Consider the following 12,897-nt stretch of genomic DNA (forward strand, 5'->3'; position numbering starts at 1 on the left):
CCGGGTTCTTCCCTCTCATTCTCAAAGGATCGAAGACGATGAAACGTCTGTGTTTGCTGTGGGTGTTCGGCGGATTCTGCGCAACGGCAAGCGCCGGCCCGCAGATCAATGTCGGCACGGTGTACGACTATCTGGACGGCGCCCAGAGCACCTACCTCAAGCGTGTGTTCAACAGTGGCGACAGCACCGCGTTCGTCAAGGTCAATGTGCTGGAGATCGTCTACGACAGCGACGGCACGCCCAGGGAAATCCCGGTCGAGGCCGCCTCCGGCGGCAGCCTGCGCAACGGGCTGATGGCCAGCCCGGCGCGGCTGATCATCCCGGCGGAGGGCATGCAGGGCACCCGTTTGCTGTACATGGGCGAGCGTGACCGTGAGCGCTATTTCCGGGTGCGCTTCGTGCCGGTGGTGCCGGAGAAGGAAGATGATTTCGTGGTCTCCAGCGAGGAGCGCGAAGACTACAAGAAGAGCCTGTCGGCGGGCGTCAACGTGATGACCGGGTTCGGCACGGTGTTTTTCGTGCGACCGGCCAGCACACGGTATGACACGGTGCTCAACGATACGGACACCCGCTATGAAGTGCGCAACAACGGCAACACGGTAGTGGTGGTCGATGAGTTCAAGAGCTGCTCGCTGAGCGACGAGGCCGATTGCGGCGCCACCGTCAAACACCATGTGATGGCCGGGCGTACTTTCAGCTTCGACAAGGAAAAGGGGCGCGAGTACCGCTTCAAACTGGTCGAGGGCGAGCGCCGGCAAGACATGAAGGTTGTCAGCCGATGACCTCGGCGCATGACGCAACAGGGAGCAACATGAACAAACCCTGCGCTTTCGCCCTCCTGGCGGCTATCGCCGGAGCGTTCGCCACCCACGCTTGGGCGGCTCGGGAAACGCTCGACATCGACGTGTCGGTGACCGTCCCTACCCGTGGGTTCTACATCCTGCCGGCGGAGCCCGACTGGATCCATCGCCAGCAGATCCTGCAATGGAACTACCCGGACTCGACGCTGGGTGGCTTGAGCAAGAACTTTGATGTCCGGCACGACACCAGCGCGATCGAGGCGCGCCTGGAAAGCGTGCCGTACCTGTCGACGGGCAGGGCGGGCGAGGAGATCGGCCTGCGCGTGCGCTTCAACAGCGTCGAGCTGAGCGCCGATCCGGGCTTTCGCCAGGTGCTGACCAAGGACGAAGCGGCGGCGGGCAAGCGGGTGCCGTTGGAGATCGACCCGATCATGCCGGCCGGCGGCTACAAGCCTGGCGAGTACAGCGGCAATGTGCTGCTGCTGTTCAACGCCAATGCACCGGCAGGCTGAGCAGGGCCGACCGGCCGTGGGTGCCGTCGGGGAGACGGCGTGCGTATCGATGCGAGGGAATTGACATGATCAAGCAAGTGACCGTTGCCGTGTCCGTAGGCGTTTCGGCATTGCTGGCCTGCGCGGCATTCGCGGCGCAGGAGAAACGCCTCTTCGAAGTGTCCATCGACATTCCGGCCCTGGAGTTCTACGTGATCCCCAGCGAGTCGGACTGGATCCACCTTGCGCAGCACCTGCCATGGCGTCCGGCCACATCGACGCTGGGCGGCTTGCGCAAACAGTTCGATGTCAAGACCGACAGCAGCGCCATCGAAGCGCGGCTGGAGAGTTTTCCCGTCTTGTCCGGCGGACAGGACGCCCGGGATGACATCAGCCTGCACGTCACCTTCAACGGTACGGAGTTGAGCAACAACCCGGTTCCCCGCCAAGTGGTGTCCCGCGAGGAAGCGGTGGCGGGCAAGCGCGTGCTGCTTGAAATCGTCCCCAGGATGAATGCCGACGGCTACAAGCCGGGCGACTACCACGGCAGCGTCAACATCATTTTCAACATAGCGGCGCCGGCGGGTTGACCACCGGGACGCACGAAACCATTTGCTCACCAGGAGCTGAACCATGACTTCACCCTTGAACAAGGCGAACCGGCAGGCCGGTCCATGCGACGGACCGCCACCGGAGGTGGCTTGCGGGTTGCCCCCTATGATCCATGCGCCGCAGACCCCGGCCGATATGACTGCTACCGAGCAGGAGGCAGGCTGACCCATGAAACGATCGAGTTGCTGGCTGGGACTGCTGGCGGTGTTGTTCCTGTCGCCGGCCCAGGCGCTCAATCTGGAGATCCGGGCGCTGTTTCGGCCTGATCCGTCACAGCCGGGTAAAAACCTGTTCGTCAACCAGACGCCGAACAGTGGCTACTGTGTGATTAACCCGGTCGAATGTGCGAACAACGGTATGTTCAGCATTGAGATACCCACCCGCTTCCATGTCGGGCGCGCGATCGTGCCGGGTGAGGGCGTCGGGATACAGGCACCGGCCAATTGGCGGCGGTTGACGGTGACCAACGCCATCACGGGCGACAGCGAAACTGTGGAGGTGCGCATCATCGGCATTGGCTCGACCTACAGGCTGTACCAGTCGGCCGCCAGCCTGGTGGGTGTGACCGATCCGCTTGAGGGGCACGAGAAACTCTGGTCCAGCAGTTGGGTCTACGCTCCCTCGCCGTGCACCTACAGCGGTGTCGCGTACTATTCGCCCGAGACCTACCGGTTCTTCTGGAAAGTCCCTGTCGAAAGCGCCTGCACGAAGGTGGCCGCCTACCGGATTCCGGCGATGGCGTTCGATAACCTCGATTTCGCTTATGAACTGCGTACGCCCAATCCTCTGGGCATGTCGTCGGGGCAGTACACCGGCTCCCTGACCTACACCCTGGGGCCTGCGGGCGATTTCCAGATGGGTTCGACGATGCATCCGGTCGACACCACGCTGACCCTCGACTTCGTGCTGGACGTGCAGCACACCCTCAAGGTCGAGCTGCCGCCGGGCGGCAACAAGATCGTGATGGAGCCGGCGGGAGGGTGGCAGCGCTGGCTGGAGTCGGGCAAAAAACCGGTGGAGGTTTTCCGCGAGCAGAAGTTTTTCCTGTCTGCCTCGTCACCCTTCAAGGTGATGCTGGTCTGCCACTGGTCCAGCGGTGGCCCCTGCAGCATGGGCAACGGCCAAGGGGGCGCTACCGAGTTTCAGGTGGGCTTGACGGTTCCGGGAGGCATCGTCGGCCCAGGCAACACCGACGGGTGGTCGGGCACATTGATGCATAACACTTGGTTGGGGCCCTTCGAACCTGCCCGCTACATCGACCGGCGACAAGGTGTCCTGCGTTTTTTCATCAAGGATGCCATGGCTATCGACCAATTGCTTTACACCGGCGGAACGCATCAGGGCAGCGTCACCATTATTCTGGATTCGGAGGTGTGAACCTCGGGGGTGACCGCCAATGGGCAGGGAACCGTTTACTCAGCAGGGAGCTGAATCATGACTTCACCATTGAACAAGGCGAGATGGCAGGCCGGCCTGTGCGGCTGGCTGCTGTCGACGGCGGCTTACGGGCTGACTCAGGAAATCCGTGCCGTGTACATTCCCGATCCGGCTGATCCGCAGACCAACAGGTTCGTCAACCAGACACCGCAGAGCGGTTACTGCGCCATCGTTGCCAATGATTGCAAGCCGATGTCAGGGGTGCGGATTCCTGTGCGTTTCAGTTCGGTGCAGGCGATGGAGCCGGGCCACACCTTGCGCGACGGCGCCATGTTTAATTTCCCGGCACAGTGGCGCAGCCTGGAAGTCAGGCATGTGTTCACTGGCGAGACGGCCACCGTGGGCATGCGCATCGGCGGACTCGGCTCTGAATATGTGCTGAGCGACACAGCCGCCAACTTGACCGGCGATCATGGGGGGATTCCCAACCGGGCCCACGATACCTTGTGGGGAGGTCGCAGTTGGGGCTCGGCGCCTCCACCGTGCCTGCCCGCAGCCGCGGCGGTCGCTGGCGACGACAATTACCGTTTCTTCTGGTTCACGCCTGTCATCGGCACTTGCGCCAAACAGACAGCCTTCACGATCCCGTGGATGACCTACAGCTACCTCGACGTGGCTTATGAGTTGCAAATGCCCGACCCGTTGAAAATGTCGGCGGGCCTCTACACAGGTGAACTGACCTACGGCGTGGGGCCCGGCATGGATTTCGACACCGGCGACAACCTGCTGCCCGACAGCTCGCAGGTCACCTTTCGCTTCGTGCTGGATGTGCAGCATGTTCTGAAGGTCGATATTCCACCGGGCGGCAACAAGGTCGCGCTGGTGCCGCAGGGCGGCTGGAGCGCTTGGTTGCACCAGGGTCGCAAGCCGGAGCGGCTGTTCCGCGACCAGGCCTTCACCATCACCTCCTCGTCGCGGTTCAAGATGTTTTTCGAATGCCAGCACGGCGGGCTGCAGTCGTGCGGACTGCGCAGCCAGAACGGCGGCGGTGCGCCCGCCCAAGTGTTCCTGAGCGTCAGCCTGCCCGACAGCATCACGGACAGCGACGGCCGGCCGGTGCGCCGCCAGCCGCTGTCGGCAAACCCCGATGCTCCGGTCTTCCAGCCGGGGCGGTTCCTGGATCGCACCATGGGCACCCTGCATTTCGAAGTGCCGCGCAGCTACGTCGAGGACATGCTGCAACCCGGTCAGGCCAACCGCTACGTCGGCAACGTCACGGTGATCTGGGACTCGGAGGTCTAGCGGTCTCCCGTCACGGCCACGGTCGGTGTTGCGGGCGGCTGACATTGGGTGTGGGTACCCGGTTGCAGGTATGGCGTGAGGATCGGCGCCATGCCCTTGAGTACCTGCACCGGGAGGGCCGAGGTGAAGGTGAAGCTCTCTGCCGAGCGCCCAGGCACGAACGCGGTCAGGGTGCCGAAATGGTTGCTGCCTATATAGAACACGAACGTGGCAGTGCGGTTGAGCGACTTGGAACTGAGGATGCGCCCGCCGGAGCCGATGGCCTCGATACGGTTGTCGCCGGTGCCGGTCTTGCCGCCCATGGTCAGCGGGCTGCCGTCGGCCAGTTTGAAACTGCCGGAGACCCGTTTGGCGGTGCCTGAATCCACCACTTGGGAAAGCGCTTCGCGCATGGCGGTGGCAACCTCGGACGGCATGACCCGTTTGCCCACGTGCGGGTCACTCACCAGCCGTGTTTCGTAAGGCGTGTCGGCGGCGAAGTGCAGGCTGTCGATGCGCAGGGTCGGCATGCGCACGCCGTCGTTGAGGATGGTGCCGATCAGTTCGGCCAGCGCCGCCGGACGGTCGCCGGAGCTGCCGATGGCGGTGGCCAGGGACGGCACCAGGTGGTCGAACGGGTAGCCGACCTTCTGCCAGCGCTGGTGGATCTCCAGGAACGCCTCGATCTCCAGCATGGTGCGGATGCGGCTGTCGCGGGCCCCCTTGTGCTTGCTCTTGAACAGCCAGCTGTAGACCTCCTGGCGCTCGAACTGGCTGGCCTTGACGATCTGCTTGAAGTCGGCGTCCGGGTGGTTGAGCAGGTAGCCCATCATCCACAGGTCCAGCGGGTGCACCTTGGCGATGAAGCCCTGGTCCGGCAGGTCGTAGGTGCCGGGCCCGTAGGCCAGGTAGAGCCGTTCCAGGCGTTCGTCGGTGAGTTTCTCGGTGAGCTTGGCGCCCTTGAGGTGCGAGCGCACGAAGGTGTTGAAGTCTTCCTGGCTGGCGTTGGGCAGCAGGTAGCGGTGCACGGCGGCCATGCGGATCGGGGTCGGGCGCATGCTGTCGAGGAAGGTGTCGAGGCGCGCCTGGGTGTCCTTGTTGCGGTATTTCTTCCAGAACTTGAGCAGGAACGAGGTGCCTTCGCGGTCGGCAAAGGAGGCCAGGTATTCCTGGCGCCGGGGGTCGCGGTCGTCCTTGAGCAGCTCGGCGCTGTTGTTGGGGCCGGAATAGGTGGTGTAGCGCACCAGGTCGCGCATCAGGCGGATGAACGGCAGGTTGATGGATTCGCGCAGGGCATCGCGCAGGGTCGGCATGCGGCCGTTGTCTTCCTTGCGGAAGTTGTGGAACACGTGCAGGCCGCCGCCGGTGAAGAACGCCTCGCCGGGGCTGGCCGAGTACTTGCGGTCGAGGGCGGCACCGAGCATTTTCGAGAGGTCGCGGTCCTTGTTCTCGATCAGGTAATCGACCGCCCAGCGGCTCAGGCGGTCCTGGTCGGGCACGTCGACCTTCTTCAGCTCCGGCACGCTCAGGCCGGCGTACTTGTCGTGCAGCTCGGCGATGATCTGCAGGTAGGTGGTCAGCACGCGCATTTTGGCCGTGGAGCCCAGTTCCAGTTTGCTGCCTTCGTTGATGTCGAAAGGCTGGTCGGTGCTGTCGGTCTGCACCCGCACGCGCGAGCCGTCCGGGGTCAGCTCGAACAGGGTGAAGCTGTAGCGCACCTGGGTGGTGCTGGTGGGCGTGAGCAGGCGCTCGCCGATCAGGCCGATCTGTTTGGCGAACTCGGGGTCGGCGAGTTTCTTCAGGTACTCGGTGGCCTGGGTCTGCAGATCGCCCTGCAGGGTGCTGGTGGCCGACAGGTCGAGGCGGTCGAGATCGTACAGCGGCCGGTTGAGCATCGTGGCCAGACGGCTGCGGGCGACGCTGATGCCTTTGTTGGTCTCGATCGGCTGGATGGTCGGCTGGGTCTGCCAGTCGCGGTAGCTCACCTTGCTGGCCAGCGCGGCTTCGGCCAGCGGGGCGTCGATCACGCCGTTCTGGCGCAGCAGGCGCAGGTGGCTGTCGGTGAGGTCGGCGAGTTCTTCGCGGCCCTTGGTCAGGTAATGGGACGGACGGCGCTGGGCGATCATCAGCGAGAGCATCTCGCGCAGGGCCAGGCCTTTGGCGGCCATGGTCTTGGCGTCGGCGGCGGGGCTGTTGAGCTGTTCGTTGGCCTCGGCGAAGTCGCTGCCGTACCACACCCGCAACCCCTCGGCCATGCCGTGCACTTCGCCGTGGCCGGGCACCGCCGACAGGGGCACGCTGTTGAGGTAGTCGCGCACGATGTTCTGCCGCGCCGCCAGGGTTTCAGGCCCTGCCTGATAGGCCCGCACGCTGGCGGAGATCATCTGGCGGATCTTCTCGGCGCCCGACACCGTCAGGCCGTCCGGCGAATGGCGGTATTTCTCCAGTTGCGTGGCCAGTGTGCTGCCGCCGGCGGACTGGCCGGGCAGGTGGAGCATCTTGGCCACCTGCGACCACGCGGCCATGCCGAAGCGCGGCCAATCCACCGCCGGGTTGGCCAGCGGTTGTTTGGGGTCGAGCAGGAAGCGGTTCTCGATGAACAGCAGGCTGTTGACCACCACCGGTGGAATCGAGTCGAAGCTGGCGTACAACTGTTGTGGATAGTTGTACTGGTACAGCGGTGCGGCGCGGCAGTCGGTGATCGACAGCCCCGCCTGGATCTTTTCGGAATAGGGCACGAACAGGCCCTTGTCGGTGTAGCCGAGCAGGGCCGGTGAAAAACGGGTCTGCTCGGTGATCACGTAGGAACGCTTGAGCAGGCGCGGCAGAAATTCGTCGAGGGCGCTGTAGCCCAGGCGCAGGTCGAACGGCCCGTTGCCGGGATAGCGGATCGCCTCGCTGGGGCCCTGTTCCAGCGTATAGGTCAAGGATTGCGCGTACTGGCTGACCTCGCGGGACTGAAAGCGCGAGGTGCGGATTTCCTTGGTCGCCGCCAGGCCCACCACCACGGCAATGATCAGCACCAGCAGCCAGAACGCCTTCCAGCCATGCCGGGTACGGCTGCGGGGCGGTTTTTCAGGGACAGGCGCTTGATCCACACGGTCAGTCGGAATCACGTTTTCACTCGAATCGGTCTGCAGCAAAGCGCCCATAGTCGATTGATCCATTCACGCAGATTGATCGGACTTGTCTGAAGCTTAGACGGTGGTTGGAACAGGTGAAAATTTTGTGATGGAACGAGCGGTGGCCGCTGCCGACCGGTCGGGGGTGACCGGAAGCAGCGGCCTCGGGGATCAGCGTGTGGGCGCGCTGTCGTTTCCGAGCAGGTTGTGCTTTTCGAGCAGCGCTTTCGTCTTGTTGCGACGTGATTGCTGTTTCTCGTACCTGATGTCCTTGGATTTTGCCTCGTACTCGTTCTCCGTCAGTTCTTTGCGTTCGTACTGATCATCAAGCTCTGCCAGTTTTCGGGTGTATTGGGCGACGTCTTGATCAAGAGTGTCACCGTATTGTGCCTTGAGAAAATTTTCCCAGAATTCGAGTTCGAGCATCCCGTTGACCAGGCCGTCGCCCGCCTCCAGCGAAAGGACGGTCCTGTAAGCCGCGTCGAGCATGTCGTGGCTGACCCCACCGATCTGCCGGTACAGCATGCGCTCGGATTGCCAGGGCAATCCCAGACGTGCGCTAAGACCGATCTGGTAGGCGAGATAGATTTCAACCTCTTCCGCTCGGCTTGGGCGTTTGCGGACTTCTTCCCGGGCGATGGTGTTCACGCTTTCCAGACGTGCGGCCCCCTTGGCCAAGGCCAGGAGACGGCGTTCCAGTTCCTCATGGGACGTCGAGTAGTCATAGGCCTGTGACGCGAGCACCAGTACCCCTATCTTGTTGAACTCCTCGGTGACGGCGTCGACGCAGGTTTCCGGGTTCTCTATCGTTGCGAATACGTCCTCACGCAACTGCGTATTCAGATCCATTGCCTCGATCACATTCCAGACCCGGCGCGCGAGCTGCTTGCGTAGCTCTTCATCTGCGGCGGTGTAGTCGGCGGATCGGGTCAGCCGGTTGATGACCTTGAAAAAGCCTTTGCTTTTCTCTTCGGCCTTCAGGCTTTGCCAAGCTTCCTTGCGCTGCTCACCCAGCCCCGGATCGGGTTTGAACAGCAGCGAGTCGGTCTCCAGCGGCCACTTTTCAATGTCGTTTTCGGTGGGCTGCTCAACGTTGACTTCTTTAGGTCTGCCTACTTTTTCGCGGTAGTCGAACAGCCGTTTACGTTCATCTTCCGGCAGTTTCCACTGGGAGATCCGGGTGCGGGCCACGATCCACGCTTCGGGTGAGTCACGCGTGACGTTCAGTACCTTCGGTACGGTCTGGATCGGACTGCCGGTCAAATCGACATTAAGGCCACGAGGGCGGGGTCTGCTCAACAACCCGACCGGCCAGTCCGTGAGGTTGGTCCTGCGCAGTGACAGCACCCTGAGATCGGGCATGTCGCAGACATCGGGCGGTAGGGTCAACGGGTTACTGTCCAGTTGCAGGGTCTGCAGTGCGGTCAGCTGTCTGAGGCCCTCCACGGAGGCGTCCGTCAGGACAATCCGGTTATCGTTCAGGCGCAGGGTTTCCAACCCCTTCATCGAGTAGACCGCTTCAGGCACCTCGGTCAGGTCACAGTTGCGGGCGCTGAGCCGGCGCAGTCGGGGGAAGTCCTTCAGCATCCCCGTGGCGCGCGCGGAGAATCTCATGTTGTCCAGGTTCATCACAGTGATCTGATCCAGGTATGTCTTGATGTCCATCTCAAGCAATTTTTTCCACCAGGATTCCAGCTCAAAGCCAAGCAGTTCCTTCGACAGATCCAGGATGTATCCGTCGTCGAAGCGGATGTTGCGTACACCGAACACGTTGGACTCACGCCTGAAACAGGCTTTCATCCTTTGGATGATGTGGTGGGCGTTGCGGGGCGGGATCGACGGCTCGTCAGGCAGGGGGCTGGACATCCGTACGCCCCAGTTATCCAGCGCCGTATCAATCTCGCGCAACTGGATCTCCAGTTTTTCCACCACTTCGATGGGGTCGGTGCCGACGGGCAGGGATCGTATGAACGTATCGCGCTCTGTCTCTCTCAGTCGCGGATACAGGCGTTGCACGCGTTTCTCCAGCACCGTGAATGTTCGGCCGGGACGGTGGAAGAAGGAGACGATCCAGTTCCAGGTGGCACGCAGCATCCAGTGGGTTTCTTCGGCGGCCACCGGGCGCAAAGGCGCCGTCAGCATCGCCTTTCGGCGCACCTCGGGCGAGAGATTCTTGTCCGTCAGCCACTGGCGAAGGATCGGGCCGTCCCCCGGCTTCAGATTGAATCCCGATTTTTCGGGCAAGGCCTGCAGGATCGCTTCGTATACGGTCTGGGCGTCGAACAGCGGGTTGCGGCCACCATCGAGGACAGCGTAGTCGCCCCGCTGGCGGCGCAGCAGCACACGGCGGTGGGAGGCGTCTTGGGGGCCGACGCTGCTGCGCAAGGTGTTGTCGAGATTGTCGTCACGGATCTCGATACGCACATCCTTGAGCGCCTTGCGATCCATCACCGTCTCCAGGGCCAGGCGCTCGGTGTCGGCGGTCAGCGGACGACTCTTGTAGAACCCTTCATACGCTCGGGCGAGGCGGATCTCGAACGCGCATTCACGGGCCTTGACCTTGAAGTCGTGTGGCAGGCGGCGTCGACTGGCCAGCGCCTCCAGGGCAGCGGGCGGTGCTTCCCCGATCAGCCGCTCGGCAATGGCTGCAGACAGTTCAGGGTGCAGCCCCTGCAGGCGGCGAGCGTGCGGATCCTGGCTTTGCTCGCGACTGCCGTAGGTGTGGTCCGCAATCGACTCGGCGCGCGAATCCAGCATGTCCGCCAAACGATTGCGCAGCGCCGGCAAACGTTCGCTCACCGGCACGTCCGGTCCGAGCAGGCGTTTCATCTGCGAGTCATCGAGGAACCCGACCACGGCCACCGGCAGATCGCCGTTCAGCACCTGCGTCTGGCTGACGGACAAGGTGGAGTGCGGACTGGCCTTGGGATTGCCGTAGCGGTAGTGGCCACCGTTGAAGTCGGATCCGTGAAACACTTTCAAGGCGCATTCGGGCGGCCATCCCGGTAATTCGGTGACTATCTGGGGGAACCACGTATCTCTCGGGTCAAGCGCCGCGCCTGTGCGAATCCGCCGTTTCGCCAGACCGACATCCTCGAACGCCTTGAAACGCTTGAGGGTATCGTCCAGGAGGAGCGGGGGCGGAGCGTTATCGGCGTGCATGCGTTGCAGCGTCTCGACATCCGTGGCACTGATCCGGCGTACGTGTTCCAGCTGCTCGGCACTGAGCCCGTCGGTGCTGTGGCCGAGCCGGCGCATGAGCGTGGCGCTGTCCCACTCGTAGGGGTTTTCGCTTTCGTACCGCCAGGCGCCACGGCCGTTGTGCTCCAGCCTGGGCTCGTAGGCGTCGGCGCGATTGGGGTGGCGGATGCGGTACTGCCCGCTGGCCGGATCCTTGTGCACTTTCAGGTGACGGTTTACGAGGCGCAGTACATTGTCCCCCTCATGCCGGTACAGGCCTTGGGCGTCGGGCGTCAGGGTGTCGGGCAACGCCAGACTGTGTTCGTAGGGCGCGATGTCCGGATACCACAGGCGTGTCTCCCCGTTGGGCAAGGTCACCGCATGCATGGATTCGATTGTCGGTGACAGTTTGAGCTTGAACTCCCGGGCGATCGGGATGCCGGCCCCCACCGCGCCCAGCTGAACGATGTCGCTGACCACACCGACAATGTGCTCCGTGCCCTCGCGCCAGACACCTTCGGCCAGGTCGACCACGCCCTCGAGGGTTTCATTGGCCAGCTGATAGGCGGTGTAGGCCAGCATCAACTCGCCCAGGCCCGGCACGAAGGGAGCGACGACCATCACGGCGACGTTGAGGATCTCCAGGGCGATTTTCTCGATTCTGTCCCACCATGCCTGACGTTGCAGACGGTCGACGTCGGCGGTCGGGACGGCGAGCGTGCGCGCATCGTTGAGAACCTTGTTGGCCAAGCGCCGGTAGAGATATCTCCAGAGGGGTTGGGTGACGGGAAACAGCTCGAAACGCAGCGCCCTCAGATCCGGCGGATTTTCGCGCCAGGCCGGACGCGGGTCGCCCGCAGCCCAACCGTGAAAGGTAACGGGCGCCAGGTGCTGCGCCAGCCTGGCAAAGAATTGGCCGCGCTGCCCATGGTCGACGAACTGACTGAAGAACTGAAGGTAGCTCTGGCCGCTGGAGGCAAGCGTCTGGTTCTCCCGCAATTGCCAGAACAGTTCGTCCCTGAAGACGTTTGCGTTGCGGTATTGCTTGAGCGGATGCCGAGGGTCGTGGGGAACGTAGGCAATGACCGTATCCGAGATCAGCGGCTCGCCGGGCGTGGGAGCGATGAGCAGGATGCCGGTGAGCCTTGCCTCCAGCAAGCCCAGTTCGAAGAGCTGCATCGCCTGGCCTTTGAGCGCCAGGTTTGTCTGCCCGGAATGCAGCGCATTGATCAGGGTGAAGGCTTCAGGCGTGATGTCTCCGCTCGCCAGGGCCATTCGTGCGGCGGCCTTCAACGCGGTCCTCATGTTGTTCTGGACGCTGGTTTCCAGATAGGTGCGGGCGACGCGGTTCGTGGTGAGCAGCAGCGCCTCCAGACGCTCCTTGTAGCGTGCGCCGATGTCCAGGTCCCGGCACAACCGCTTGAACTGGTCGATGCTGATCAATTGCTTGATGGGATAAATGTCGTAGAGCCCCTTGTTCGGATCGGTCGAGATCAGGAAATCGGACGCGGCGTCGAATGTTTCATTTTGCGGAAAGTTGTGCAGGGCAGCGTCAAGTAATGAAATGGTCGTGGGTTTGAATCCACCAAGTTCAACTTTTTTATAGAGTCTTATGTGGATGTTTCTCACGTCGACATCAAGCTTGTACTGCTGAAGAAGTTTGTCCTTCAGCAAGGGTTCGGCGAATGTCCTCACATCCCTGAGTGAGGAGAATAATGTGTCGACAGCGTTTTGCGTCTCCCACGCCTGGCGGTTGCTGTAGGCCAGGTTTCGCTTGAGGCTGGCGTCTTCCGGGTTCATCCAGGCGGCACGTTGCGGCCGGATGTTGCGTAGTGCTTCGCTGCGGTGCAATGCCATATTGGCGAAGACCGGAGGGATGCGCGACTTTATCAATTCGTGATGTTTCCCTGAATAACTATTTGTTTCGCTCATGGCGTGTGCCCGTAATTAGGATAGGGGCTTCAGGCTAACGCCAGTGTTCAAGAAAAATAATTCAAAAGTTGGTGGGGTCGACGCGTCGGATAAAGAGGAAAC

Annotated in this window: 7 protein-coding genes; 5 read left to right on the forward strand and 2 right to left on the reverse strand. The window is 62.5% G+C overall.

Going from position 1 to position 12,897, the window contains the following annotated elements; all coding sequences use genetic code 11:
- The first annotated feature begins 38 nt into the window (after positions 1-38).
- The 5 genes from CAG29_RS03965 (at position 39) to CAG29_RS03985 (ending at position 4,582) form a co-directional block, all read left to right on the forward strand.
- The gene (locus CAG29_RS03965; protein ID WP_085580130.1) at positions 39-782 is read left to right on the forward strand and encodes a pilus assembly protein; all 744 of its coding nucleotides are present in this window, start codon (positions 39-41) and stop codon (positions 780-782) included.
- Positions 783-811: 29 nt separating this feature from the next.
- Complete coding sequence (locus tag CAG29_RS03970) at positions 812-1,312, forward strand: CS1 type fimbrial major subunit (protein ID WP_085580132.1); 501 nt, start codon at positions 812-814, stop codon at positions 1,310-1,312.
- 65 nt (positions 1,313-1,377) lie between these two features.
- Positions 1,378-1,881: a CS1 type fimbrial major subunit gene (locus CAG29_RS03975; protein ID WP_085580135.1), complete on the forward strand. Its 504-nt coding sequence runs from the start codon at positions 1,378-1,380 to the stop codon at positions 1,879-1,881.
- 190 nt (positions 1,882-2,071) lie between these two features.
- On the forward strand, positions 2,072-3,280 hold the full coding sequence (locus tag CAG29_RS03980) for a hypothetical protein (protein ID WP_085580137.1): 1,209 nt from the start codon (positions 2,072-2,074) through the stop codon (positions 3,278-3,280).
- Positions 3,281-3,337: 57 nt separating this feature from the next.
- The gene (locus CAG29_RS03985; protein ID WP_085580139.1) at positions 3,338-4,582 is read left to right on the forward strand and encodes a hypothetical protein; all 1,245 of its coding nucleotides are present in this window, start codon (positions 3,338-3,340) and stop codon (positions 4,580-4,582) included.
- Here the strand turns inward: CAG29_RS03985 and CAG29_RS03990 are convergent.
- Positions 4,579-7,713, reverse strand: a complete 3,135-nt coding sequence (locus tag CAG29_RS03990; RefSeq protein ID WP_085580141.1) for a transglycosylase domain-containing protein — start codon at positions 7,711-7,713, stop codon at positions 4,579-4,581. The two genes, CAG29_RS03985 and CAG29_RS03990, sit on opposite strands and share 4 nt — an antisense overlap.
- 141 nt (positions 7,714-7,854) lie before the next feature.
- Entirely contained in the window at positions 7,855-12,795 is a 4,941-nt protein-coding gene (locus CAG29_RS03995) for an NEL-type E3 ubiquitin ligase domain-containing protein (protein ID WP_085693877.1), read from the reverse strand.
- Positions 12,796-12,897: the final 102 nt, after the last annotated feature.

The sequence above is a fragment of the Pseudomonas sp. B7(2017) genome, from assembly GCF_002112745.1.
Taxonomy (GTDB): Bacteria; Pseudomonadota; Gammaproteobacteria; order Pseudomonadales; family Pseudomonadaceae; genus Aquipseudomonas; species Aquipseudomonas ekonensis.

Coding starts and splice junctions, on each gene's coding strand:
- CAG29_RS03965 (WP_085580130.1), top strand. CDS start 39: ATGAAACGTCTGTGTTTGCTGTGGGTGTTCGGCGGATTCTGCGCAACG.
- CAG29_RS03970 (WP_085580132.1), top strand. CDS start 812: ATGAACAAACCCTGCGCTTTCGCCCTCCTGGCGGCTATCGCCGGAGCG.
- CAG29_RS03975 (WP_085580135.1), top strand. CDS start 1,378: ATGATCAAGCAAGTGACCGTTGCCGTGTCCGTAGGCGTTTCGGCATTG.
- CAG29_RS03980 (WP_085580137.1), top strand. CDS start 2,072: ATGAAACGATCGAGTTGCTGGCTGGGACTGCTGGCGGTGTTGTTCCTG.
- CAG29_RS03985 (WP_085580139.1), top strand. CDS start 3,338: ATGACTTCACCATTGAACAAGGCGAGATGGCAGGCCGGCCTGTGCGGC.
- CAG29_RS03990 (WP_085580141.1), bottom strand. CDS start 7,713: ATGGGCGCTTTGCTGCAGACCGATTCGAGTGAAAACGTGATTCCGACT.
- CAG29_RS03995 (WP_085693877.1), bottom strand. CDS start 12,795: ATGAGCGAAACAAATAGTTATTCAGGGAAACATCACGAATTGATAAAG.